Genomic DNA, 25,333 nt, shown 5'->3' on the forward strand with positions numbered 1-25,333 from the left:
GCCCTCGACCCCGGCATCGGTGGAGCCGCCGCCGCGACCGGCCCTGACCCTGGCCGCCAGCGGAGGCGTGCGGGCGGCCCTCGTACCGTCGCCCGTTCCGCAAGTTCCCGCCGTCTCGGCCGGTCCGCGTCTCGCGCGGTTCGAGGATGTCGTGGCGATGGCCGACGAGCGACGCGATATCGGCCTCAAGATGGCCCTCGAACGGGAGGTCCATCTCGTCCGTTTCGAGGAGGGCCGGATCGAATTCCGTCTCGCCGATGGAGGTCGGCAGAGTCTCGCCAACGATCTCGCCCGGTCCCTGGACGCCTGGACGGGGCAGCGCTGGATCGTCGCCCTCTCGAAGGAGGTGGGCGAGCCGACCCTCGCCTACAAGGCCCGCGCCGCTCTCGAATCACGCCATGAGAATGCCGCCGCCCACCCCCTGGTGCGGGAGGTTCTGGCACGCTTTCCGGGCGCTCAGATCGTCGATGTTCGGGACAAGGCCCCTCCCGTCGAGATCGCCGAAAGCGTCGACCTCGCCGGTCCGGAAATCTCAGCCGGCGACGAACCGGACGACGAAGCGTAGCGTTCCTTCAGGCGCCACCCCAGATCACGTTCCCCGCAACTCTTTCGGACATCTCACGCCATGCGCGACCTCATGGGAATCATGAAGCAGGCCCAGGCCATGCAGGAGAAGATGGCGAGCCTTCAAAATGAGCTCGACCTTGTCGAGGTGAAGGGCGCCTCCGGCGGCGGGGCCGTTACGGTGACGATGACGGCGAAAGGGCTCGTCAAGGGCGTCACTCTCGACCCGAGCCTGTTGATTCCCGACGAGCGCGAAATCCTCGAAGATTTGATTGTGGCCGCGGTCAACGATGCGCGCGGCAAGGCCGAAGGCGTTGCGGCCGAGCGCATGGCCGAGTTGACCAAGGGGCTACCGATCCCGCCCGGTATGAAGCTTTTCTGAAGCTTCCTTCGGCCTAGAAAGTCCCCGATCCGGGCTCGCGCCGGGATCGGGCGATGATCTGCCGTCAGGCGGCGATGACCTGCACGGGCTCGGCGGCACGCACGTCTGCATCAACGTGGTCTTCGAAGCGCTTGAAGTTGTCCTTGAACATCGTCACCAACCGTGTCGCCGTGTCGGCGAAAGCGACCTTGTTGACCCAGGTCTTCACCGGCTGAAGGATATGCGGCTCGACTCCCGGAACGAAAGCCGGGACGGCGAAGCCGAAATACGGATCGCGGCGGAACTCCGCCTTCGACAGCGATCCATCCAACGCGGCCGCGAGCAGTCGCCGTGTCACCCGGATCGGCATGCGACGTCCGGTGCCTACGCCGCCACCGGTCCAGCCAGTGTTCACGAGCCAGCAATCGACGTCGTGATGGGCGATGAGGTCGCGCAGCAGGTTGCCGTAGACGCTCGGATGGCGCGGCATGAACGGTGCGCCGAAGCAGGTCGAAAACGTAGCTTCCGGCGCGGTCAGGCCGCGCTCCGTGCCGGCGACCTTAGCGGTGTAACCGGAGAGGAAATGGTACATCGCTTCAGCGCCCGTCAGCTTGGCGATGGGCGGCATCACCCCGAAGGCATCGCAGGTGAGCATGACGATGTTCTTCGGGTGCGCGGCCCGGCCCGTCGCGCTGGCATTGGCGATGAAGTCGAGCGGGTAGGCGCAGCGGGTGTTCTCGGTGAGCGACGCATCGTCGAAATCGGGGCGCCGCGACAGCGGGTCGATCACCACGTTCTCCATCACCGTGCCGAAGCGTTCGGTGGTGGCGTAGATCTCCGGCTCGGCATTGCGCGAGAGACGAATGGTCTTGGCGTAGCAGCCGCCCTCGAAATTGAAGATGCCGTCCTTGCTCCAGCCATGCTCGTCGTCGCCGAGGAGCTGCCGGGAGGAATCGTTGGAAAGCGTGGTCTTGCCGGTGCCCGAGAGGCCGAAGAACAGGGCTGAGTCGCCCTCGGCATCCAGGGCTGCGTTGGCCGAACAATGCATCGGCATCACGCCCGCGCCGGGTAGGACGTAGTTCAGATAGGTGAAGACCGACTTCTTCATCTCACCGGCATAGGCGCTACCGCCGATGAGGACGATCTTCCGGGTGAAGTCGATGGCGATGATGGTCTTCGAGCGGCAACCATGGCGATGCGGCTCGGCCTGAAAGCTCGGCAGGTCGATAATCGTCAGATCGGGAACGTAGTCGGCGAGCGACGACCGCTCGGGCCGAATCAGCAAGTTGCGGATGAAGAGCGAATGCCAAGCGAGTTCGGTGTAGACCCGCGCCTGGACACGGTGGGCCGGATCGGCACCGCCATAAAGGTCCTGGGCGAAGAGCTCGCGCCCGTCGGCATGGCTCAGGAAGTCCTGGTACAGCGTCTCGAACTGCTCGGGCGTGATCGCGCCGTTGTTCTCCCACCAGATCTCGTCCTCGGTGCCGGCGTCGCGGACGATGAACTTGTCCTTGGGCGAACGTCCGGTATGGCTCCCCGTCGTCGCCACCAGGGCGCCGCCATGGGCGAGCTGCGATTCACCCCGACTCAGGGATTCCTCATAAAGGCGTGGGGCTTCGAGGTTCCAATGAACCGCCTTGAGATTGCGCAGGCCGATTTTCTCGGGTCCATGGCTGGCGTTGAAGTCGCCGAAATATGTCACGTCCGCTACTCCTCGAACACCTGATCGCTTTGAGGTCTGGCTTGGCCGGAAGCTCCCATTCGTCTTCCGAACTGTCCGATGGAGTGTCCGCGCGGTCGTTCAGGTCCGCCGCGCGCAGGTTCGCCACTCTATCGATCTGACCTGCTTAGTCCGCGAAGGGCACCGGTCAATTGAGCCGGCATTCGTTTCAACGACGAACGAAGGGATCTGTAAGAGAAACAAAGGGGTATCCGGAGCGGCGTCGCAACGCATGCGGCCGCGTCAAATCCCGACTACAAGGCGATCAGATCCGAACCCATTCAACGAGTACGGCCTCGGCCGTTTGACGGAACACGCATGGCCCAAGCCGTTGCCGGCCCCGAAATCGAGCGCCTGATCCAGCTCCTCGCCCGCTTGCCGGGGCTCGGCCCGCGCTCGGCCCGGCGTGCGGCGCTGCACCTCATCAAGAAGCGCGAAGCTCTGCTCGCTCCACTGGCGGACGCGATGAAGGTGGCCTCCGAGCGCATCGTCGTGTGCCGGGAATGTGGCAACGTCGATACGAGCGACCCGTGCACCATCTGCCGGGACGCATCGCGCGATCCCTCCATCCTGGTGGTGGTCGAGGATGTCTCCGACCTCTGGGCCCTGGAGCGATCCGGCGCGGTGACGGCGCGCTATCACGTCCTCGGCGGCGTGCTCTCTGCCCTCGACGGCGTTCGGCCGGAGCATCTCAATCTCGCGAGCCTCGTGGACCGGGCCGGCAACGGCGAGGTCCGGGAGATCATCCTGGCGCTGAACGCCACGGTCGATGGCCAGACCACCGCGCATTACGTCACCGAATCCCTGGCGCATCACGGTCTGAAAGTGACCCGCCTCGCCCATGGCGTGCCGGTGGGGGGTGAGCTCGACTATCTCGACGAGGGCACACTCTCGGCGGCCATCCGAAGCCGGACGGCCTTCTGAATTGTTTTCCCATCGATTTGACCGGCCATCCGCCAAACCGTATCTGCGGGTCCGGCACGGCGGACCCGAGAGACGGGGAGCCGGACCCTTCTCATCGACAGATCCGGCCGAGTCATGACCATCCGCCCCCTCGTCATCCTGCCAGACGCCCGCCTGCGTCAGGTGTCGACCCCCGTCGGTGCCATCGACGACGAGATCCGCACCCTCGCCGCCGACATGCTGGAGACGATGTACGATGCCCCGGGCGTCGGCCTCGCCGCCATCCAGGTCGGCGTGACCAAGCGTGTCGTCACGATCGACACCTCTAAGGACGAGAACGCGCGGCAGCCGCAGATCTTCATTGACCCGGAGATCGTCTGGGCTTCGGAGGAGAAGCGCGTCTACGACGAGGGCTGCCTGTCGATCCCCGAATATTACGGGGAAGTGGAACGGCCTGACCGCGTGCGCGTGCGCTTTCGCGACCTTTCCGGCGAAACCCGCGAGATCGAGGCGGACGGGCTCCTTGCCACCTGCATCCAGCACGAGATCGATCATCTCGACGGCGTGCTCTTCATCGATCACCTGTCGAAGCTGAAGCGCGACCGCGTCATCAAGAAGTTCGTTAAGGCGGCCAAGCGCGGCGAGGACGTCTGATCCCATCCTTCAGCAGAGAGCGCGCGCGATGAAGCTCGTCTTTATGGGGACGCCCGATTTCGCCGTGGCGACCCTGGCGCGCCTGGCGGAAGACGGTCACGACATCGCCGCGGTCTATACCCGCGCCCCGGCGCGGTCCGGGCGAGGCATGGCGTTACGACCGTCCCCCGTCCATGCGCTGGCGGACGGGCTCGGCCTGCCGGTTCACACCCCCGCCACCCTGAAGTCGCCGGACGCGCTCACGCTCTTCCGGTCACACGGATGCGATGTCGCCGTCGTGGTCGCCTATGGGATGCTGCTGCCGCAGGCGATCCTCGACGTGCCGCGCCACGGGTGCCTGAACCTTCACGCCTCCCTGCTGCCACGCTGGCGCGGGGCTGCACCGATCCAGCGCGCTATCATGGCGGGGGATACGGAGAGTGGCGTGGGCATCATGCGCATGGAGGGGGGCCTCGACACCGGCCCCGTAGCCCTGGAAGAGCGGGTCGCCATCGCCCCCGGTATGAGCGCGGGAGACCTGCACGATGCGCTGATGCCCATTGGCGCGGCGCTCATGAGCCGAGCCCTCCGCCAGCTGGAACACGAGCCCCTCCCCCTCACGCGCCAGTCCGAAGAGGGGCTCGTCTACGCGCGCAAGATCACTAACGAGGAGGCGCGCATCGACTGGTCCAAGCCGGCGCGCGAGGTGGCGAACCACATCAACGGGCTCTCGCCCTTCCCCGGCGCCTTCTTCGAGGCCGATCTCGGTAAGGGGCCGGAACGCGTGAAGGTGCTGCGCGCCATGCCAACGGAGGGACAGAGCGCGCCCGGCACTCTGCTCGATTCAGCGGGAACCATCGCCTGCGGCGGGGGCGCCGTGCGGCTCACCGAGTTGCGCCGAGCCGGCAGGGGCGGCATCGTCACGGGTGCGGACTTCGTGCGTGGTGCGCATCTCGCGCCGGGAACGCGCTTCCCGTGAAGTCAGAGACCGGGGGCCGTCGCTGATGCCCCGCTACAAACTCGTTATCGAGTATGACGGCGCTCCATTCTGCGGATGGCAGCGGCAGGCCGAAGACGTAACCGTTCAGGGCGCCATCGAGGATGCCGTTAAACGCTTCACGGGGGAGGATCTGCGCCTGACCTGCGCCGGTCGGACGGATGCCGGCGTACACGCCATCCATCAAGTCGCTCATCTCGACCTGAGCAAGGACTGGCGCACGGATACGGTGCGCGACGCCCTGAACGCCCATCTCCGACCGCTTCCGGTCGCCATCGTCAGCGCCGAGCGAGTCGGAGCGGGTTTCGATGCGCGGCACTCCGCGATCCGCCGGCATTACCGCTATCGCATCTTCAACCGGCGCAGCCCGCCTGCCCTGACACGCGACCATGTCTGGCACGTGCCGTGGCCGCTCGATGCCGAGGTGATGCACAGGGCCGCGCAAGGTCTCCTCGGTCGCCACGACTTCACCGCCTTTCGTGCCGCCGAATGTCAGGCGAACAGCCCGATCCGCACCCTCGAACAGCTCGACGTAGCTACGGTGACGATGGGCCTGTTCGAGGAGATCGTGATCTCGACCTCGGCGCGCTCGTTCCTGCACCATCAGGTCCGCGCCATGGTCGGAACGCTTATGATGGCCGGCTGCGGCCGTTTCGGCATCGCCGAGGTCGCCGACATCCTGGCGAGCCGCGACCGCGCCCGCTGCGGCCCCATGGCGCCCGCCAAGGGACTGACCTTCGTGGGGGTGGATTACGGGCCTGACCGGGAATCTACTTAGGAAGCAATTTCAGATTGTATTATGCGATCAGAAAGGCATCTTCGGGCAACCTCGACGATTTTCGACATCGTGAGGCCTGGAGCCTTCGCCTGTGGAAACGCCATTCCAGATCATCCTCGTTCTCGCGACCGCCTTCGCAGTCAACTCACCCCTGATTTTCGTCGCCATACGAGAGGCGATCAAACTTCAGAGGCAGGAGATCATCACGGATCTCGCCACGGTCTTCGACAAGACCGATCAGCCGGGTCCGATGCTGATCCCGTCATTCGAATTCGTGAAGTACAAGTATTTCGTCGGTGCGAGGCGCAGCAGCGACCCGATGGCTGGGACCACCGAAAGCGATAGAACCAACGCGATCGCGCGGGAGGCGCATCGCAAGCGCGAGGACTTTTCGACACTCTCCTGGCTCATCGGCTGCGCGCCCTTCAGCGCATGCGCGGCGATCGGCATGTTATACGGATTGTCGCTGCTCCTCTGGATGTTCGCCGGACAACCGGGGCATCCGTCCGGTTTCCGCTGGCCGGGCGTGACCTATCCGACGCCTGGAAGTCTCGGGCTGGTTTGGCTTCTCGGGATCTGCGCGGCATTCGCGGGCAGTTACGTGACGGCGCTGCGCAATTTCTACCGCGCGATCAAGAATTTCGACATGAGCCCCGGGACGATCGTGGGTGAAACCATAAGGATGCTGGTTAGTATCGTTCTCGGCCCGATCCTCGTCATATCGTTGCTCTGGATCGGGACGGGTCTGGTCTCCGCCCTGGTGACGGTCGATCCCAGCGCGACCGCGCCGGCCACCATCGCCGTGGTGGTCGCAGCCTGTTTCGTCGCCGGCATCATGCCCGATGTCGTCCTGCGCAGCATCGTGCAACGGGACCAGTTGAAAAACTTCAAGCGCGAGGAAGAGGAGGTTTTCCGCGCCTTCAAGATCACGCCGGTCGAGATCATCGACGGAATCGACAGCGATATTCGCGTCAGGCTCGACGACCATCACATCCATTCGACCCAGAATCTCGCGGCGGCCAACCCGCTGATGCTGTTCGTCGAGACCCCATACGGAGTTTATCAGATCATGGATTGGGTGGCGCAGGCGCAACTCTGCTGTTCGGTCGGCCGAGACCGCATCATCCGCCTCTGGCCCCTCGGCGTACGAACCCTCTTCGACCTCGAACGTCTGGCCGCCGCGAGCGACGAGATGCACGAGGCCCTGCTTCTGGAAGTCGGTCGCATCATCCTCGGGGAAGCACTCGTTCCGCTGAGCGTGAAGGATCCCAAGGCCGCAGCAGGTCTGACGCGAGCCAGTATCGAGTTGCGCCTCGACGATCCGCACGTCCAGCGCCTACGGCAGATCTACATTGCGGTCGGGGACCGGCTCGGCACGCGAAGCCGTCGCTTCCAAACGCGCCGTCACCCGTTCCATTGCCACTATCGCTTCCGCGGCGCGTGGATTCGACGGACAATGACGCGAAAAGCGGCATGACGCCTGCCGAGGTTTCGGGAGTTGAAACTTCGTGCCTGCCGCCGGTCAGACCTCGCCTTTCTCGGAAGCGACCGCGAAATAGGCCAACAGTACCCGCCCATAGATCGCGGTCAGCCGATCCAGATCGGCGACAGCCACGCATTCGTTAGTCTGGTGCATGGTCTCGCCCACGAGGCCGAACTCGATCACCGGGCAGGCATCCTTGATGAAACGGGCGTCCGACGTGCCCCCGGTGGTGGACAGGATGGGACGAAGCCCGGTCTCGGTCTCGATCGCCTCGACCACGAGGTCGGTGAAGGAGTCCGGCTTGGTGAGGAAGGCCGGAGAGTTCGAGGGCTGCAGGTCAAGGGTGAACCGAACGGCGTTGCCGGCGGCCGCCTCCAGCCGCCGACGGATCTCGGCCCCCAGGGTCTCCGCCGTCCAGCCCTCGTTGAAGCGAATGTTGAACGTGGCGCGCGCATCGGCCGGGATGACGTTGGTGGCCGGGTTGCCGACGTCGATGGTGGTGAATTCGAGGTTCGACGCATCGAAATGCGCGGTGCCGCCATCGAGCGGCTCGGCGAGAAGGGCGGAGGCGAGGCGCAGCAGGCCGGGGATGGGATTCTCCGCCTTATGGGGATAGGCCACGTGGCCCTGACGGCCATGGACGACGAGCTTGCCGTTGAGAGACCCGCGCCGACCGATCTTGATCATCTCGCCGAGGCGCGCCGGGTTGGTGGGCTCGCCGAGAAGGCAATGGTCGAAACGCTCGCCCCGCGCCTTCGCCCATTCGAGGAGCTTCACCGTGCCGTTGATCGCCGGCCCCTCCTCGTCGCCAGTGATGAGGAACCCGATTGAGCCGTTGAACGCCCCTCCCCGCTCGGCGACGAAAGCGAGCGCCGCCGAGAGCATGCAGGCGATGCCGCCCTTCATGTCGACCGCGCCGCGGCCGTAGAGCAGGCCGTCCGATACCGCGCCGTCGAATGGCCCATGGCGCCACGCTTCGAGGGTGCCAGGCGGGACGACGTCGGTATGGCCAGCGAAAAGGAGATAGGGACTGCCTGTCCCGATGCGCGCGTAGAGATTGTCGATGTCGGGCGTTCCGGGCTCCGAGAAGCGCGGCCGCGCGACGGTGAAACCCGCCTCCTCCAGGACGCCACCGAGCCATTGCAGGGCACCGCCCTCCTCCGGCGTCACCGACGGACAACGGATGAGGGCCTGGGCGAGCGCCAGCGGCGAGTGATCGGCGATAACGGGAGAGGACACGGGCATCGTCTCGTCGAGATGGGACATTCCGCCGTCGCGAATAAGCGGCACGGCATCGGGACGCAAATCTCGTCCCGATGCCCTTTCGGCGCCTCGCCGCAAGGGGTATTTCACCGGGATGGCCTTCTCCAGCGACGAAGTCGAACGCTACGCCCGCCACCTCGTCCTGCGCGAGGTCGGAGGACCCGGACAGGCGCGTTTACAGGCGGCGCGGGTGCTCGTCATCGGCGCCGGCGGGCTTGGCGCTCCACTGATCCAGTATCTGGCAGCGGCCGGCATCGGCACGATCGGCATCGTCGACGACGACACAGTATCACTCTCGAACCTGCAGCGGCAGGTCATTCACGGCACCCCCGATATCGGCCGCCCGAAAATCGACAGCGCCGCCGATGCCGTGGCACGCCTAAATCCGCATGTGCGGATCGAACCGCACTGCGTGCGGATCGACGCGGACAATGCCGTCGCGTTGATCGACCGATACGATATCGTCGCCGATGGGTCGGACAATTTCGCGACCCGCTATGCTGTCTCCGATGCCTGTTTCCACGCCAAGCGTCCGCTCGTCACGGCCGCACTTGGGCAGTTCGACGGCACCCTGACGACGATCCGCGCCCATGAAACCGCGCCGGATGGCCGCCCAAACCCGACCTATCGTTGCCTGTTCCCAAGCCCGCCACCGCCCGGCAGCGTCCCCGCCTGCGCGGAAGCCGGCGTCCTCGGCGCGCTGGCCGGGGTAATGGGCTCGCTGATGGCGATGGAAGTGATCCGCGCGGTCGCGGATTTCGGCGAGCCACTGGTGGGGCGCCTGCTGATGGTCGATGCCCGCTCCATGCGCTTCGAGACGCTCGGCTATGGCTGGGACGAGAGCAATTCCTTGAACGGATCGGCGACGTAAGGTTCAGGATTTCGAGGGCTTCTCCGGATCGGGCGTGACGCCGTTCCAATGCGGCCCGACGAGATTACTGTGACCCGCCGGGTCGGAAACCCGCGTGCCGGAGGTCGTGAACGCCTGGTAAGCGAAGCGCTGCTGCTGGTTGAGGAGCATGGCGGCCAGCGTGCCGATGGCGACAGCGACGACGAGGGCGATGATGAAGGCTTTCATGGACGTTGTCCGATCCTCGACATGCCGGCGCCGATCGCCGAACGTCTGTGGTTGTCCGGTTGGTTACTCGGCAGGCACCTGATGGCGCCCGAGCTGCGGGCCGCTCGCGGTCTTGGCCTGCTCTTCCTCGACCCAGAGATCATGGTGGACTTTGGCCCAGCCGAGATCGACCTTGCCACTGCCCATGGCGTCGTAAGCACCCTCCATGCCGAGGGTACCGATGTAGATATGGGCGAGGATGCCGGCGATGAAGGCGATGCCGATGAGAGCGTGAATCACCTGCATCAGCTGCATTCCGGTGATGTCGGTGAGGGCGAAGGGGAAGATCATCATCAGGCCGGTGACGCTCATGGCCGAGCCGAAGCCGATCACCATCCAGAACACCATCTTCTGGCCTGCGTTGAAGCGGCCGGCGCTGGGATGCTTGTCGCCGACGAAACCGCCGAAGGCCTTGATCCAGTCGATGTCGATCTTGTTCGGGATGTTGTCCTTCAGCCAGAGCACCAGCATCAGCGCAACACCGATCATGAACGGCCACGCGAGGTAGATGTGGCTGAACTTGGCGTATTGCGCCACCACGCCGAACGCATCCGCGCCGATGAGTGGCATCAGTAGGCGCTTGCCGAAGATGTAGTTCAGGCCGGACAGGGCCAGGATGATGAAGCAGCTCGACGTCATCCAATGCGCGAAGCGCTCGAACCCGTTGAAGCGCAGGATCTTGCGGCCGGTATCGGGCCCGCGCTCCATCAAGATACGACCCCGAAAGTAGTAGAACAGGCCGAGAAGCGCGACGGCGCCGAGCACCGCCAGGGCACTGAGCCAGGGCAGCCAACGTTCCCGGAAATCGCGATAGTCGCGGCCGGCGGGCTGAATCAGATGCGCCGCCTTGCCATCGGGGATGCTGATGCGGCCGGTGATCTTCGGGTCCTGCTTGAACAGGAACTCCTCGTTGACGGATTCCGCTGTCGGGTTCTGCCCGGTCGGGTTCATTCCGTCGCGCGTCTGCTGCGCGAAGGAGGTCGACGAGGCCCCGACAGCCGCCGTGAGGATGGTCGCTGCGACCAGCGTCCTGAAAGTCGTCAGTGTCCGCCGCATCGGCGTTTCCTTCCTGAAGTCTCGACCCCGGCAGTCCAGTTCGCCGCCTAGATGGCGACGGTTTCGCGATAGGCGGTCTTCCAGCCCCAGGCGCCGGAGCCGTAGCCGCGCTTGATGACGCGCTGCTTGTAGATCTGAGCGATCATCTCACCGTCGCCCGCCAGCAACGCCTTGGTGGAGCACATCTCGGCGCAGAGCGGCAGCTTGCCTTCGGCGAGACGGTTCGAACCGTATTTCTCGTATTCGATGGTCGAGAAATCAGATTCGGGGCCACCCGCGCAGTAGGTGCACTTGTCCATCTTGCCGCGCGAGCCGAAATTGCCGACCTTCGGATATTGCGGCGCGCCGAAGGGACAGGCGTAGAAGCAGTAGCCGCAGCCGATGCAGATGTCCTTGGAATGCAACACCACCGCGTCGGCCGTGGTGTAGAAGCAGTTCACCGGGCACACCGCCGCGCAGGGCGCGTCGGTGCAGTGCATGCAGGCCATGGAAACCGAGCGCTCGCCAGGCTTGCCGTCATTGAGCGTGACGACGCGCCGGCGGTTGATGCCCCACGGCACCTCGTGTTCGTTCTTGCAGGCGGTGACGCAGGCGTTGCACTCGATGCAGCGGTCCGCGTCGCAGAGGAATTTCATGCGAGCCATGGCGATTGTTCCTCAAACGGCCCGGATCTGACACAGGGTGCACTTCGTCTCCTGCATGCCCGTCACAGGATCGAAGCCGTAGGTGGTCGTATTGTTTGAGCTCTCGCCCAGTACGACGGGGTCGGTGCCGTGCGGATAGAATTTCCGCATATCGTCCCCCTGGTACCAGCCTGAGAAGTGGAACGGCATGAAGGCGACGCCCTTGCCGACCCGGTCCGTCACCAGCGCCTTCACCTTGGCCTTTGCATTGTTCTCAGGGCCGGATACCCAGACGAACTGCCCGTCCTTGATGCCGCGATCGGCGGCGTCGCCCGTGTTGATCTCGACGAACATGTCCTGCTGCAGCTCGGCGAGCCACGGGTTCGACCGCGTTTCCTCGCCGCCGCCCTCGTATTCCACGAGACGGCCGGACGTAAGGATGATCGGGAAATCCTTGGCGATGCCGCGATCCACCGCCGCCTTCTGCACCGAGAAGCCGATGTTGGGCATGCGCAACTGACGCTCGTCGGGGCGCGTCGGGTATTTCGCCACGAGGTCGGGACGCGGCGTGTAGATCGGCTCGCGGTGCACCGGAACCGGGTCGGGCAGGTTCCAGGCATTCGCCCGGGCCTTGCCGTTGCCGTAGGGCGTGACGCCGCGGTCGAGGCAGACGCGCTGGATGCCGCCCGACAGGTCGGTCGCCCAGCTCACCGCATCAATATTGGCCCCACCGATCTTGGTGATGCTCGCCATCTCGTCGGCCGTAAGGTCCTTGTCCCAGCCCAGCTTCTTGAAAACCGCCATGGTGAATTCGGGGTAGCCGTCGGTCAGTTCCGAACCCTTGGCGAAGGAATCCTCGGCGAGCAGGGTGACGCCGTTGCGCTCGGTGCCGAACCGCGCGCGGAACGTCCCGCCGCCCTCCTTGATGTGGAGGTTGGTGTTGTAAAGGATGTGCGTTCCCGGGTGCTTGAGCTCGGGCTTGCCCCAGCATGGCCAGGGCAGGCCATAGTAATCGCCGCCTACTTCAGGGTCGTCCTTGGGCGCCCGCAGCGTCACCAGATCGAACTTCACCTGATTGCGCATATGCGCCTTCAGGCGCTCCGGGCTCTGGCCGCAATAGCCCGTCGACCAGCCGCCGCGGTTGATTTCCCGGAGGATGTCCTCGGCCTCGGGGACACCGTTCACGACCTTGATGTTCTTGAACATCTTGTCGGCAAGGCCGAGCTTGGCGGCGAGGCGGTAGACCACCTCGTAATCGTTCTTCGACTCGAAGGCCGGTTTCACGATCTGCTCACCCCATTGCAGCGAACGGTTCGAGGCCGTGCGGCTTCCGTCCATCTCCAGGGAGGTGCAGATTGGCAGGAGATAGGTGTTGTCGCGTCGTGCATCGAGAGCGGCGAAGGTGGTGGGGTGCGGGTCGGCGACCACGAGCAGGTCGAGCTTGGCCAGCCCCTTCACCGCCTCGGGCAGCCGGGTGACGGTGTTGCCGCCATGCCCGAACACCATCATCGCCTTGATGCCCGTGCGCTGGTCGACCTGCTCCTCTGGAAGGTTCACGCCATCGAACCACCGCGTCGAGGTGATGCCTGGCGATTCCATGCTCTCCTTGCGCGTGCGGGCCTTGCGGCCGGCCTTGGCCGGCACCTCGTCGAAGCGCGACTGCAGCCAGTCGTACTCCACGTCCCATACGCGAGCCCAATGCTTCCAGGCCCCTTCGACGAGGCCGTAATAGAGCGGCAACGACGTCACATCGAGGCCCATATCGGTGGCCCCCTGCACGTTGGTATGGCCGCGGAAGATGTTGGCGCCCGTGCCCGGCTTGCCGACATTGCCGGTGGCCAGACACAGGATGCAGAGCGCGCGAACGTTGGCGGTGCCCACGGTGTGCTGCGTCGCCCCCATGCACCAGATCAGGGTCGCGGGCTTCTCCTTGGCGAAGGTCTCGGCCACGCGCCGCAATTGCTCGCCGGGCACGCCCGAAACGCGCTCGACCTCCTCCGGGTTCCACTTGGCGACTTCCTTGCGGACGTCGTCCATGGCGTAGACGCGCTGGCTGATGAACTCCTTGTCCTCCCAGCCATTCTGGAAAATGTGCCAGAGAATGCCCCAGACCACCGGGATATCGGTGCCGGAGCGGATTCGGACATATTCCGTCGCGTGGGCCGCCGTCCGCGTGAAGCGCGGATCGATGACGATCATGTTCGCGCGGTTGATCTCCTTGCCGGAGAGCAGATGCTGGAGGGAGACCGGATGCGCCTCGGCAGGATTGCCGCCGAGAATGATCATGGTCTTGGCATTGCGGATGTCGTTGTAGGAATTAGTCTGTGCGCCGTAGCCCCAGGTGTTGGCGACGCCGGCCACCGTGGTGGAATGACAGATGCGCGCCTGATGATCGACCGAGTTGGTGCCCCAGAAGGCGCCGAACTTGCGGAAGATGTAGGCTGCCTCGTTGGTGAACTTGGCCGAGCCGAGCCAGTATACGGAATCCGGGCCGTACTTGTCGCGAAGGCCGGTAATCTTGTCGCCGATCTCGTCGATCGCCTGGTCCCATGAGATGCGGGTCCATTGCCCGTCGACCATCTTCATCGGGTATTTCAGGCGGCGGTCGCTGGAGACGAGTTCGCGGATCGCCGCGCCCTTGGCGCAATGCGTACCCCGGTTGATTGGGCTACTGAAGGACGGCTCCTGGCCGACCCAAACGCCGTTCACGACCTCGGCCGTCACCGTGCAGCCCACCGAGCAGTGGGTGCAGATGTTCTTCTTGATCGTCACGTCGGGACCGATCGCGGACGACCCCGCCGCCTGCGCCTTACGTACGGAGCCGAGTTGAATCGAGCCGGCGGCCGCGAGCCCTCCGGCGACGAGGCCGGAATTGCGCAGGAAGGCGCGACGGTCGATGGCCCTTGGCGTGTCGCCGATGGCCACGGCCGGATGGAAGGTGCGGCCCGGGCCGCCGGTCTTGCGCTTGATCAGCATGGCGCCCTCAATTCTTCTTCAGGGTCTCGTAGCCGTTGGTCCGGTAGAACGCTTTCACGTGGTCAGACTCGCGGTAGCGGGCCTTCGTCTCATCCTCGCCGGGATCGTAGGCCTGCGCGGGCGTCGCGATCATCGGCTGGGCCGTGATCGCAGCGGCGGCCGCCACCGATCCGCCGCCAAGGGCGCGGAAGAAATGGCGCCGTCCCATCTCGTCCTTTCGATCGTCCCGCATGCTCGTCACTCCTGAATGCGACCGATGTCTCATGGTCCCCGCCTCACGCGTCGAGCGCGTAGGCCTGGGCCTCGATGTCGATGAATGTCCGGCCGAGGTCGCCCGCGGCGCGGTAGAAAGACGAACGGGGATTTGCGGCCACATCGTCGAACAAACGCCCGACCCAGGGCTTTAGATGCCGCTCGAAAAAGATGCGGTCCTCGCCGAGGTCGGTCTCGAACCGGCCGGAGACGAGACCCGCCATAGTCTCGAGAAGCATCGCCACATGGTCTTCCGGCTCGCTCATGCCGCCGGTGGCCTCGATGCCGAGCCGGGCTAGATCCTGCCGGATTCGGGCAAGCGGGCGCTCGTTGAGAAAGCCGGTGAGGTAGTAGGAGGCGTGCGGCACGACCTCGCCGCGCCCAACGCCCACGAACAGATCGAAATACTCCCGCCCGACCTTCGCGAGGTCCGCGCCGGCCGCTTCGCCCGCCAGCGAAGAACACGCCTTGCCGAGGGGGCTACCGTCACCTGCCGAGGCCGCGAGAAGCGACAAAATATCGTCGGAGGGCGCTCGGCCGATGAGGGCTGCGAGAACATCGTAGAGATGGGCGCGCAGGAGATCGACGTCGTCGGCGACCGGCTGCGTCATGCCGGGCGCGCCGGAAGCGAGATTCGCCTCGTCCTCGCGCAACAACTCCACCGAACGCATACCATCCTTAAGCCGCGACCCGATCGCGGGCGAAGTGAATTCACTTTCTCCACAATAGCCCGGATTGGGACGTGCGCAACGTAGTTTTTAATCGCTCAAAGCGGGACGGCACGGCCATGTCGTCGCGGTTTCGGCATAGCCGCGTCCACGGGAGAAGGAATCGCCGGGGTAACGGCTAAGCTCGGCTGGTTTTGGGGCAACGCGACGAGCTGTTTTTCTGCACCGGCGGATTCAATTCCGTGGTCGCTTGTCGCGGCGACAGAGTCTTCTCCAGGCCGCTCCGCTTCGATCGGTTCGGCCTCGGCGGTCGTCGGCTCGGGCTCCGATTCTTCGACGGGAGTCCCATCGAAAATGTCCCGCAGCATGGCCTTGATGTCATCTGTGGGCAAAAGCGGGCCGTTTCCCGGCACACCGCCCACCGCATTCCAGTCATAGGCGTATTCCCGTGCCTCGCTGACATAGTCGCGGATGTTGGTGTCGACGGACCACATCCGTCGCAGTGCCGCTTTGCGCATCACCATCGGCACGCCCGCCCGGAGGAACTGGGTCAGGTCGGTCTCAGCCGTCAGACTATCCAGGGAGGGCAGCTTGGCGAGTTCCTCGGGCGGCAGGGTTACGCCTTCGGCAAGCTCCTCCGGGCGGGATGCCCGCTCGCTTCCGTTCTCCTCGCTCACGGCCAAATCGCGCGCGGGCGCAGTTTTCCGGACGACGGCGCGCTTGCGCTTCGACCAGCGGGAAAGGAAATCGCCGCCGCTCATCCCTCGTCCCCCCGCCTGCGCGTACCGGTGCCCTGTCGGGCCAGGGCCTCCGGATCGGCCCTGTCGCGCTTGCGCTTGTGGAAGACCTGTTCGACGTGGAAGGCCTCGAAGAAGGCCAGGACCTTGGCCTGGACCTCCAGCGGCATGGGCACAGCCTCGACCACTTCGCCGATGCCCTCAGCCATGGATTCGCCCTCGTAGGGATCGGCCGTCACGTTCGCGACCTCGTAGTTTCCCTCCGCGACCTGTCGCAGGGCGACCCAGAGCGAGGGCCGGCCCGAGACCAGGTTGTCGCGGTAATGCGACGTCTCGGCGGGATGGAGCGAGACCTCATAGGCGCCGGCGTAGAAGGTTTCTTCCTCGGGCGTCGCCGAGAGCAGGGTCCAGGGCGAAGCGGCCGGGATGTCGGGAAGGGCCGAGACCGGCAGCCAGGCATGACTCGCCCAGCGGCTCTTCAAGGCCCGCTTGGCGACGATGATGCCGACCTCGAATCGGTCGTCGGGCGGTGTCGCGGCTTGGGTCGTGTTCTGTTCGGTCATGCGGCCTCCGCACCGTCGATGATCGGCAATCCCGCCACGAGGTTTTGAGGTTTGAGAAAGAGGCGCTTGTCGGGGTCCATGGCCATCAGGAGATAGACCGGCCGGCCAGCCGCGCGCGGGTCGATCCGCCGGTCATCGGCGAAGGTGAGGCGGAACAGGGCCAGGATGCGCATGCGGCTCGCCTCGTCCAGAGTCTCGCCGTTCCAGAGGGCGTTGCCGATCCGGGTCGCCTGTGCGTCGAGCCCGACGAACCAGCGCCAGTCCGGATCGTCCATGGACGCGATCGGCTCCACCTTCGCCTCCAGGTGCAATAGGTGGCGGATCCAGGCCTCGATGGCGCGGGCGAGTCCGTCGCGGCTCTTCGGGTTGCTTCCGAGGTTGAGCGCCATGGTGAACGCGTCGGAGCGGCTCCAATAGGTCCAGGCGGTCTCGTCCGTGAGCACGTCGAGTTCGTTCGCGGCTTCCTTGCCGAGCATGGCGACGAGGGGCGATTGCGCAGCCCCGATCTCCCGCGCCTCGATCACTTCGGCATCGGCCAGCAAGGCAGCGCCGTCGACGAAGGAGACGCGCTGCGGCCGGAAGAAAAGCTCGCCGGCTCGAAGGGTGTAGGGGTCGTCGCAGCCGTCGAGGGCGTTGCGCAGGATGAGATGCGCCAGCTGGTTGAGGAAGATCGGCGGCGTGCCGTTCAGGCCACCGCGAACGAGGTCGAGATAGGCCGCCTCCACGGAGCGCGCGGCCGTCAGCCGATCGCGGAAGGCGAGCATCATGGTCCAGTTCTCCCGCGCATCGGCATCCGCCATCGCGGCGATCTCACCGGGGGAGACCGGCCGGCGCGGTGACGTCACGAGACTGCGGTGGAGCGCCCGCTCTGCCATGCAGGCCTCCTCGGGCGGCACCAGTTCGGGCCGGGCCAGATAGGCGAGGATCAAGTCGTCGGTCACGGCGAGGCCGCCCCCCTCCGTGCGGCCGGCGAGATGGTGGCCGCTGGAGACCCAGAACTCGGTCATCGTCCTTCGCCTTTCGATCCTGGTGTGGTCGCCATGCCGATGAGGTCCGCCCGCTCCTCGGGTTCGTCGTCGGTCTCCACGAAGGTGAAGGCCCGCGCATGAGCGTGAAGCTTGTCGGCTCCGGCAACACCGGGCCCGCGCTGGTGCAGGGTGCGGAACGCCTCCCGGATCTCGCCGTCCTCGAAGGTTCTGTGCAGGGCGATCACGCTGCCGATGGCGGGCTGGCACAGGGAGCCGGCGAACTCGATCTCCTCCGCCGCCGCGACGCGGGCCACGTCGAGGCTCGGCGCGCCGAGGCGCTCGCAGAGATGACGCGCCAAATCCTCCACGGCCTCGTCCCGCTCGGTCGGAGTCGCCTCGCTCACCACGACGAGGGTGGAGAATCCCAGGGAAGTCACGCCGAGGAATCCCGAGCGGAACGCCGTCCGCTCCTTGCCCTCGAGCAACGGGACATTGGCATCCCAGAACAGGAATGACCCGGCCACCGCCCATTCGCCGGGCTCGGCGGCCTGAGCGAACACGAAGGTATCCGACGGGTCGAGGCGGATGGTCCGTGGGAGTTTGAGACTGCTCATCGACAATTCCGAGGCCCATCCTGTCGCCGCTCCTCGAACTCGCGTTCCGGATGACGGCGATGATCGTGGCGTTCAAGGCCGGTATCTGGTGCGGGGCGTCCGCAATTGCTCGCGGACAAGGTCGGCACGGGTTCACCAGTACAGTTGGAACCGGCCGATGAACGTATCGGCATCGATGGTCCGCCCATTCTGGAGCGCGGAGGGGGACGTGTGCGACCGGACGTAATCGGCCATGATGCGGATGTTGGTGTCGGGATACCACGATAGTCCCACCGTGCCGTCCCGCTCGATGCCGCCGCGTATGCCGCCGTCGTCGAGATCGATGGCCGAGAACCGCAGTCCGAGCTCGAACACGCCGAAGCCGCCGCGGGTGATGCGCTGGGCCTCGGCGACCTTGACGCCGCCGAAGACCGCGTAGCTCGTCCCGTTGAAGTCGGGAGCCATGCGATAGGCCCGGTTGTCGCCGTTCAGCACCCAGCTCGCCTGAACGTATCCTCCCTGGAACTTCAGTGGCTTAGCGCCGTCGAAGCGGCCGATCTCGGTCCGTGTGTATTCCGCGCTCACCAGCAGCGGACCGGAGCGGTAGGCTAGCTCGGCGCCGAGGCGGGCGATGCTGGCGGCATCGCGGATGTCGCCGGTATCGACGAAGCGTCTGGTATAGAGGAACGCCTCCGACCGGCTGGACAGGGAGAGCGGGCTCTCGTCGCGGGGCAGGTCGCGGTAGCTGCCGGCGAGACCGACATGCAGGGTCCGGTGGTCGTCGTTGATCGGCGCATAGGTGACGCGGCTGGTCGAGGCGATACCTTCGGTGCCGATGCCGGTATTGGCGTTGCCGCCGAAAACTCCGGTGACGACGCTCCAGTCCTTGCCATGTCGTCCGACGGCGAAACCGAAGTTTCTGGCCGGCACGAAAGCGTCGGACAAGGCCCGCTCGGTGAAGAGGACATTGTTGTTGGAGGCAAGTTGATCGAGACCGAACGGTTCTTTCTCGTTTCCGATACTGAAGAGCATGTCCGGCACGCCGCGATAGACCAGGACAGCATCGTTGATCGGCGTCACCGGATCGGCGAAATCGTATTGGAAGCCGAGGCCGACATCCTTGCCGAGGCTCAAAGTCGCCTCGATCCACGAACGGCGCACGGCGATGGTGTCGCTGAAGGGATCACCGAAGCCCGATTGGCGGATGCCCGCCACACCGAAATCGAGGTGAAGACGGCCGCCGATGCGTAACGCCATGGAATCATTTGGAAATGTCAGGGTGATGCCCTTGTCGTCGATGGTCAGCCGCTCGCCATAGGGGCCGGGTATGCCCTTGGCCTCGATGGCCGGCCCTCTCGGGGCATCCTCGGCCCGAAGCCCGCCCGGCGGGACCAGGAAGGCCGCGAGCACGGCGAGGAGGATCTTCGACGATGCGCTCACAGGAGCGGCTCACCGGTGAGTGGATTGCGCCACGCGACCCCCGTTAGGACCGCCACGAGAGGGTGCCTTCGACCGCCATCGGCGAGGACTTCGCCGTTCGCGTCGATCCGCTCGATCCGAGCCGACGGACCGCCATCGGCGAGGCGCCGGAGGTAGCGCCGTTCGACGGCTTCGAACCCGTCCTCGTCCCAGACGGCGAAGGTTTTCATGAGATGACGGGCGAAACTTTCGACGATGGCCCCGTTCCCGTCCTCGACGGCGAAGCCCTCGTTTTCGAGAGAGGTCGAATCCGGCGTCAGGCCGGGATCGCCGGCCTGCGCCTTCGAGGCGATGATCGTGGCGGAGAAGACGAGCCAGTCCGGCACCTCTCCCTCGCCACAGGTGGGCGGCCATCCGAGACGCCCGCCGCCGAGGCGCGCGCCATCGAAGCGGAGAGTGTCGGGCCAGTCAAACGTCACCGGGATCTCGGGCGGCCCATGGGCGCCGATGGCCTCGGCAAGCGCCACCATGCCGGCGAAGAAGGCGCGGCGCGCCGTGGCGAGGGGCTCGTTCGGCTCCAGGATCACGGCGAAATCGAGCAGCTCGGCGCTGCGTCGCCAGACGAGGCGCCCGGTGGCGTCACCCGATGCGGCCGCACCGAGGGCTTCGTCGAACGCGCTCCCCGGCCCGTCCATGAAGACGAGGGAGAAGACGGGCGGCAGGATCAGGTCCGGGTCGTCTGAGCTCGGCGCCATGCGTTTCGGTTCTACCTGCGCCCGTATGTCGGGTCCTAGTTTCGAGCCGTTATAGTATACGATGCACCAACCTGAGCGCGAGTGGGCTGGTCCCCTCGCCGCTGTGACCAAACGTTCGGGGTAAATCATTGTCCGACCGGATCGTGTTCGCGTGCTCCTGCGATGAGACCGTCGCCCTCGACGCAGCGGCGATCGGCAAGGCGTGCGGCGGCCGCCTGGAGACCGCCGATCAACTGTGCGGGCGGGAGATCGCCCGGTTCGAGGACGCCCTGGCGCAGGGCTCGCCCGTCACCGTCTCGTGCACGCTCCAGGCTCCCCTCTTCACCGACATCGCCGCCGGGTCCGGGGCGGAATCCCGCGTGACCTATGCCAACATCCGCGAGACTGCGGGCTGGTCGACGGAGGCCGACGCGGCCGGACCGAAGATCGCCGCCCTCCTCGCCGCCGGAGCGGAGGTCCCCCCGGCGCCGGGCACCGTCGCGATGGTCAGCCAGGGCGTCGCCCTCATCTATGGCAGCGACGAGGTCGCCATCGAGGCCGGACGCCGCCTCGCCGATCATCTCGACGTGACGGTGCTGCTCAGCCGCCCCCGCGACGTGCCGGTGCCGCGCCGCCACGAATTTCCCGTGCTGCAGGGCAGCGTCGTGTCGGCGAGCGGCCATCTCGGGGCGTTCTCCCTGCGCATCGACGATTACGCGGTGCCGAGCCCGTCATCCCGCCAATCCCTCTCCTTCGGTCCGTCGCGCAACGGCGCCACCTCCACCTGCGACGTGGTCCTCGACCTGACGGGCGGCACGCCGCTGTTTCCCGCGCACGACCTGCGCAGCGGCTATGTCCGCGCCGATCCCGGCGATCCGGCCGCCGTGGAGCGGGCGATCTTCACGATCTCCCATCTCGTCGGCGAGTTCGAGAAGGCGCGCTTCGTCGATTTCCAGGCCGATCTCTGCGCCCATTCGCGGTCGCGCATCACCGGCTGCACGCGCTGCCTCGAAGTCTGCCCGACCGGCGCCATCGCGCCCGCCGGCGATCATGTGGCCATCGATCCTTACATCTGCGCCGGCTGCGGCTCCTGTGCCTCGGTGTGCCCCACGGGTGCGGCCGCCTACGCCCTGCCTGCCGCCGACGCGCTGATGCGGCGGCTGCGCACCCTGATGCGCGCCTACCACGAGGCCGGGGGACGCAACGGCATCGTCCTCTTCCACGATGAGGAGCATGGCGAGCCCCTCATCGAGGCGCTGGCCCGCTACGGCGACGGCCTGCCGGCCAACGTGCTGCCGGTCGCCGTCAACGAGGTGACGCAGCTCGGCCCGGAGGCCGCCGCCGCACTTCTCGCCTACGGCGCCGTGGGTATCCGCCTCCTCGTCCGTGACCGTCCCAAGCACGACATCGCGCCCCTGCGCAGGATGGCGCTCCTCGCCGACACGCTCGCCGGGGCACTGGGCTACGGTGCCGCCGACGGGACGCCCGTGGTCTCCCTGATCGAGACCGACGATCCGGATCGGCTCGGTGCCGCGCTGTCGTCCGGCAGCGTCGGCACGGCCGCGCCGGTTCCCGCCGCCTTCATGCCGGTCGGCCCCAAGCGCAACGTGCTGCAATTCGCCTTCCGCGAGATGCATGTGGCCGCCCCGGCCCCCGTGGCAACGGTCCCGTTGGAGGCCGGATCGCCCTTCGGCGGCCTCGACTTCCGCAGCGAGGATTGCACCCTGTGCCTCGCCTGCGTCGGCACCTGCCCGACCCACGCCCTCAGCGACAGCCAGGACCGGCCGCTGCTGGCCTTCGAGGAAAGCCTCTGCGTGCAATGCGGGCTCTGCGCCGCCACCTGCCCGGAGAACGTCATCACCCTGACGTCTCAGGTCGATTTCGCCGCCTGGAGCCAGCCGCGCCGCATCGTCAAGGAGGAGGAGCCGTTCGATTGCGTCTCCTGCGGCAAACCCTTCGGCACGCGCAGCAGCATCGAGCGGGTCATCGAGAAGCTTCAGGGCCGCCACTGGATGTTCAAGGGCAGCGCCGGCGAGGCCAGGATCCGCACCCTGATGATGTGCGACACCTGCCGCGTCGAAGTCGTCGTCAACGAGGCTTTCGACCCGCACACGGCGCCCGAGCGCTCGAAGCCGCGAACCTCCGAAGACTATTTTCGCGCGCGGGAGACGGGCGGGAACGGCGGCGCTTAACACGCTGTTTGACCGGATCGCTCGGGGGATGATCCTGTAAGAGTCGATCATCCCATCCAATCACCTCATCCTGAGGCGCCCGCGTCAGCGGGCCTCGAAGGAGCCCTCCTTTTCGCCCGGTGGATTCCGGAGGCCTCCTTCGAGGCCGCTGCGCGGCACCTCAGGATGAGGTAAAGTATTGGATAAAAAAATCAAAAAGGGTTTGACGAACCTTCCGCTGCGCCGTCGCGTTCCGGGCGACGACCGGGAGTTTCGAGAGACGCAGTGAAGCATCGGTCGACTACTGCGTCTTCGTCGCCTTTTCGAGGAAGCGCACCAGGGCCTCGCGGTCGTCCGGGTCGTTGATCGTCTGCTCGGGCATCTTGGTGCCGGGGGTGTAGCGGGACGGGCCGACCTCGAAGAGCTTCGAGATGGTCCGCGCATCCCAGACGATGTCGAGGCTCTTCAGGGCCTGCGAGAAATTGTAGCCGTCGGCGGTGGCGACGCGGCGGCCGAACACGCCGCTCAGGGTGGGGCCGGCGCGGTGGCCCTCCTCCGGCGTCAGGGTGTGGCAGGCGACGCAGGCCCGGAACACCTCGGCCCCGTGATCGCCCTTGTAGGCGGCCAATGAATCCGCCGGCCGCGCCATCGACAGTGGCCCGATCGGCTCGCCGGTCCTGGCATCCCAGCGGCGCACCAGGCGATCGCCGCCTCCGGTCAGCAACTCGGTTCCATCGGGCCGGAAGGCGAGAGACCAGACCGGAAGTCCGGGGCCGACGAGGCTGAACGCCACCTTGGCAGCGCTTTTGTCGATCAGGGCCACGGTGCCCGCCACCGTGGCGGCGGCCACCCGTCGCCCGTCCGGCGACACGGCGAGCCCGATGACGGGGTTGGTCGCGAGGTCCACCGACGCACGGATAGCCCCATCCTCGGACAGGAAGCGCACCACGCTGTCCGCCCCGGCGGCGGCGATCTCGCCGTCCGGCGTCACGGCCAGGGCGTTGATCGGTGACGGCAGTTGAACGACGCGCGGCGGCTCGTCGGTCTCGGCGAGGGGCCAGACCCGAAGCGTGGCGTCGTAGCCTCCCGTCACGAGCCGGCCATCCGCCAGAAAGGCGACGGCGTTGACGTTGCCGGCATGGCCCCGCAGCACCCGCACCAGCCCACCGGCAAGGGGGCGAATCTGCGCGGTGCCGTCCCAGGAGGCGGAGGCGAGGCGCGTCCCGTCGGCCGAGACAGCGAGGGCCACGATGGGTCCGGAATGGTCGGCGAAGACCTCCACCGGCTCCGGGCGCCCGCCCTGCCACAGGGCGATGCGCCCGTCTTCGCTGGCCGTGACGAAGCGGCCCCCGTCGAGGGCCGCGACGGCATTCACCGCGCCATCGTGGAACCGCAGGATCGCCAGGGCCGCCCCCTGGTCGATTCCCCACAGGATGGCCGATTGATCGAACCCGCCGGAGATCGCCATGCGTCCGTCCGCCGCGATGGCCAGAGCCCGCACCGGCCCGCCATGCCCGCGCAACTGGGCCGAGGCCGGAAGGGGAGCGGACAGGATGACGAGCGCCGCGCAGATCGACCAGGCATGGCGGATCGCGGCCCGCGAGGATCGAAGTCGGACGGACAACACGGATGCCTGCGCCACGCCGTCGCTCTCCTACGGGGTGCCAAGAACGCTGAAAATCAGAGCCCGTTTGAATCGTTTATCCAAGGCTTTACCTCATCCTGAGGTGACGCGGAGCGGCCTCGAAGGAGGGTTCCAGAAACCACCGAGCGTACTGGAGGGCTCCTTCGAGGCCTCCGCTACGCTCCGGCACCTCAGGATGAGGTCGTCTGATTGGATGACAGACTTCGGCAGCCGGTCGCCTTCGGCATGAGCATAAGCTCAGACATCCGATCAGACCGGCTTTTAGCCGGGGCAACGCATCCCGTCTGCCCCGCCGGCCACCGCTCGGCTGATCCGTCACGGGCGGGGTTGCTCACCCGCCCGCGATGCAGCATCCGTCTCAGCTCATGTCGATCCGGTCCGCCACTTCGGCCTCGATGCCCCTCGACGAGGCCTCGGCGCGACTTCTCGCGGTCGCGCCCGTGGCCACCATCCTCGTGCCCGTCCGGGACGGGATCGGCTTCGTCCTGGCCGAGGATGGGGTGGCCCCCACCGATCGTCCCGTCGAGCCGCGCGCGCGCCGGGACGGTTGGGCCGTGGCCGCCGGGGATGTGACCGGCGCCTCCCCCTACGCACCCGTCACCCTGCGTGGACCGCCCCAATGGGTAGAGGATGGCGACGCGATGCCGCCGGGCACCGACACTGTGCTGACGCCGGACGCGGTCGGCGCCGATGGCGACATCGTCGCCGATGCCGCGCCGGGCGAGGGCATCTCCCGCGTCGGCCAGGAGGTCGCGCGCGGGGACGTGCTGGCGCAGGCCGGCGAGCGTTTGACGCCGCTCCGTGCCCTTGCCCTCAGCGGGGCCGGGATCGAGACGGTCGTGGTCCGAAGCCCCCATATCCACATTATCGGAATCGGCCATGGGTCCGCCTCGGCAGTCGCCGGCTGGGCCTCGACTGCGGGAGTGCGGGTCACGTCGAGCGACTCGGCCCGTGACGTGGACTCCATCATCGCCGCGCTGGGGGTCGATGGGGCCGACGCGGTGTTCGTCGTCGGCGGCACCGGGTTCGGCCGCGCCGATCACAGTGCGGAGGCCCTCGCCCGAACGGGCCGCCTCGACGCGCACGGGATCGCCCTGCATCCGGGGGAG

At 66.4% G+C, this 25,333-nt stretch carries 24 protein-coding genes and 1 pseudogene; 10 read left to right on the forward strand and 15 right to left on the reverse strand.

Annotated features, from left to right (window positions below):
- Positions 1-565 (forward strand): annotated as a pseudogene (locus tag FV220_RS15355) (DNA polymerase III subunit gamma/tau); the annotation flags it as partial.
- A gap of 60 nt (positions 566-625) precedes the next feature.
- A complete protein-coding gene (locus tag FV220_RS15360; RefSeq protein ID WP_056148237.1) occupies positions 626-946 on the forward strand; it encodes a YbaB/EbfC family nucleoid-associated protein in 321 nt (106 codons plus the stop codon).
- Positions 947-1,010: 64 nt separating this feature from the next.
- On the opposite strand, the gene FV220_RS15365 is transcribed toward FV220_RS15360, so the two are convergent.
- Complete coding sequence (locus FV220_RS15365; protein ID WP_147832494.1) at positions 1,011-2,627, reverse strand: phosphoenolpyruvate carboxykinase; 1,617 nt, start codon at positions 2,625-2,627, stop codon at positions 1,011-1,013.
- A gap of 336 nt (positions 2,628-2,963) precedes the next feature.
- Between FV220_RS15365 and recR the strand changes: the two genes are divergently transcribed.
- The 5 genes from recR to FV220_RS15395 all read left to right on the forward strand — a co-directional run bounded on the left by recR (position 2,964) and on the right by FV220_RS15395 (position 7,433).
- Positions 2,964-3,569, forward strand: coding sequence for a recombination mediator RecR (gene recR, locus FV220_RS15370; RefSeq protein ID WP_147832495.1), 606 nt, complete (start codon positions 2,964-2,966; stop codon positions 3,567-3,569).
- 114 nt (positions 3,570-3,683) lie between these two features.
- Complete coding sequence (locus FV220_RS15375) at positions 3,684-4,202, forward strand: peptide deformylase (protein ID WP_056148231.1); 519 nt, start codon at positions 3,684-3,686, stop codon at positions 4,200-4,202.
- A 28-nt stretch (positions 4,203-4,230) separates the two neighbouring features.
- Complete coding sequence (fmt, locus tag FV220_RS15380) at positions 4,231-5,160, forward strand: methionyl-tRNA formyltransferase (protein WP_147832496.1); 930 nt, start codon at positions 4,231-4,233, stop codon at positions 5,158-5,160.
- Between the two features lie 25 nt (positions 5,161-5,185).
- Positions 5,186-5,956, forward strand: coding sequence for a tRNA pseudouridine(38-40) synthase TruA (truA, locus tag FV220_RS15385; protein WP_056148226.1), 771 nt, complete (start codon positions 5,186-5,188; stop codon positions 5,954-5,956).
- A gap of 250 nt (positions 5,957-6,206) precedes the next feature.
- On the forward strand, positions 6,207-7,433 hold the full coding sequence (locus FV220_RS15395) for a hypothetical protein (protein WP_210245951.1): 1,227 nt from the start codon (positions 6,207-6,209) through the stop codon (positions 7,431-7,433).
- Positions 7,434-7,478: 45 nt separating this feature from the next.
- Here the strand turns inward: FV220_RS15395 and dapE are convergent, their stop codons facing one another.
- On the reverse strand, positions 7,479-8,684 hold the full coding sequence (gene dapE, locus FV220_RS15400; RefSeq protein ID WP_147832510.1) for a succinyl-diaminopimelate desuccinylase: 1,206 nt from the start codon (positions 8,682-8,684) through the stop codon (positions 7,479-7,481).
- 112 nt (positions 8,685-8,796) lie between these two features.
- Here dapE and moeB point away from each other — a divergent pair, with 112 nt between their 5' ends.
- Positions 8,797-9,573: a molybdopterin-synthase adenylyltransferase MoeB gene (gene moeB, locus FV220_RS15405; protein WP_147832499.1), complete on the forward strand. Its 777-nt coding sequence runs from the start codon at positions 8,797-8,799 to the stop codon at positions 9,571-9,573.
- Between the two features lie 3 nt (positions 9,574-9,576).
- Here moeB and FV220_RS15410 read toward each other — a convergent pair whose 3' ends face one another.
- From FV220_RS15410 to FV220_RS15465, 12 genes are all read right to left on the reverse strand, one after another.
- Positions 9,577-9,780, reverse strand: coding sequence for a hypothetical protein (locus tag FV220_RS15410; protein ID WP_147832500.1), 204 nt, complete (start codon positions 9,778-9,780; stop codon positions 9,577-9,579).
- 63 nt (positions 9,781-9,843) lie between these two features.
- The gene (locus FV220_RS15415; protein WP_147832501.1) at positions 9,844-10,875 is read right to left on the reverse strand and encodes a formate dehydrogenase subunit gamma; all 1,032 of its coding nucleotides are present in this window, start codon (positions 10,873-10,875) and stop codon (positions 9,844-9,846) included.
- A 47-nt stretch (positions 10,876-10,922) separates the two neighbouring features.
- The gene (fdh3B, locus tag FV220_RS15420) at positions 10,923-11,519 is read right to left on the reverse strand and encodes a formate dehydrogenase FDH3 subunit beta (protein ID WP_018044800.1); all 597 of its coding nucleotides are present in this window, start codon (positions 11,517-11,519) and stop codon (positions 10,923-10,925) included.
- A 12-nt stretch (positions 11,520-11,531) separates the two neighbouring features.
- Complete coding sequence (locus FV220_RS15425; protein ID WP_147832502.1) at positions 11,532-14,474, reverse strand: formate dehydrogenase subunit alpha; 2,943 nt, start codon at positions 14,472-14,474, stop codon at positions 11,532-11,534.
- 7 nt (positions 14,475-14,481) lie between these two features.
- Positions 14,482-14,706, reverse strand: coding sequence for a hypothetical protein (locus tag FV220_RS15430; RefSeq protein ID WP_018044802.1), 225 nt, complete (start codon positions 14,704-14,706; stop codon positions 14,482-14,484).
- A gap of 43 nt (positions 14,707-14,749) precedes the next feature.
- Positions 14,750-15,397 (reverse strand): molecular chaperone TorD family protein, encoded by a 648-nt coding sequence (locus tag FV220_RS15435; RefSeq protein WP_238254219.1) that lies wholly within the window; start codon positions 15,395-15,397, stop codon positions 14,750-14,752.
- A 95-nt stretch (positions 15,398-15,492) separates the two neighbouring features.
- Positions 15,493-16,155 carry a DUF3306 domain-containing protein gene (locus tag FV220_RS15440; RefSeq protein WP_147832503.1) on the reverse strand — a complete coding sequence of 221 codons (663 nt, stop codon included), beginning with the start codon at positions 16,153-16,155 and terminating at the stop codon, positions 15,493-15,495.
- Entirely contained in the window at positions 16,152-16,694 is a 543-nt protein-coding gene (locus FV220_RS15445; protein ID WP_056148202.1) for a DUF3305 domain-containing protein, read from the reverse strand. Before FV220_RS15445 ends, FV220_RS15440 begins: the two co-directional genes overlap by 4 nt.
- Positions 16,691-17,701, reverse strand: a complete 1,011-nt coding sequence (locus tag FV220_RS15450) for a DUF6352 family protein (protein ID WP_147832504.1) — start codon at positions 17,699-17,701, stop codon at positions 16,691-16,693. Before FV220_RS15450 ends, FV220_RS15445 begins: the two co-directional genes overlap by 4 nt.
- Complete coding sequence (locus FV220_RS15455; RefSeq protein WP_147832505.1) at positions 17,698-18,276, reverse strand: DUF6505 family protein; 579 nt, start codon at positions 18,274-18,276, stop codon at positions 17,698-17,700. The genes FV220_RS15450 and FV220_RS15455 overlap by 4 nt, the downstream gene beginning before the upstream one ends.
- 132 nt (positions 18,277-18,408) lie before the next feature.
- Complete coding sequence (locus FV220_RS15460; RefSeq protein WP_147832506.1) at positions 18,409-19,695, reverse strand: porin; 1,287 nt, start codon at positions 19,693-19,695, stop codon at positions 18,409-18,411.
- Complete coding sequence (locus FV220_RS15465; protein WP_147832507.1) at positions 19,692-20,429, reverse strand: biotin/lipoate--protein ligase family protein; 738 nt, start codon at positions 20,427-20,429, stop codon at positions 19,692-19,694. The genes FV220_RS15460 and FV220_RS15465 overlap by 4 nt, the downstream gene beginning before the upstream one ends.
- Before the next feature lie 128 nt (positions 20,430-20,557).
- Between FV220_RS15465 and FV220_RS15470 the strand changes: the two genes are divergently transcribed.
- Positions 20,558-22,600 (forward strand): 4Fe-4S dicluster domain-containing protein, encoded by a 2,043-nt coding sequence (locus FV220_RS15470; protein WP_147832508.1) that lies wholly within the window; start codon positions 20,558-20,560, stop codon positions 22,598-22,600.
- A 280-nt stretch (positions 22,601-22,880) separates the two neighbouring features.
- On the opposite strand, the gene FV220_RS15475 is transcribed toward FV220_RS15470, so the two are convergent.
- Positions 22,881-24,170 carry a c-type cytochrome gene (locus FV220_RS15475; protein WP_187273431.1) on the reverse strand — a complete coding sequence of 430 codons (1,290 nt, stop codon included), beginning with the start codon at positions 24,168-24,170 and terminating at the stop codon, positions 22,881-22,883.
- Positions 24,171-24,589: 419 nt separating this feature from the next.
- On the opposite strand from FV220_RS15475, the gene FV220_RS15485 reads away from it, so the two are divergent.
- Positions 24,590-25,333, forward strand: a 744-nt coding sequence (locus FV220_RS15485) for a molybdopterin-binding protein (protein WP_147832509.1), incomplete at its 3' end; no start/stop codon positions are given.

This window comes from Methylobacterium sp. WL19, assembly GCF_008040005.1.
In the GTDB taxonomy this organism is placed as follows: domain Bacteria; phylum Pseudomonadota; class Alphaproteobacteria; order Rhizobiales; family Beijerinckiaceae; genus Methylobacterium; species Methylobacterium bullatum.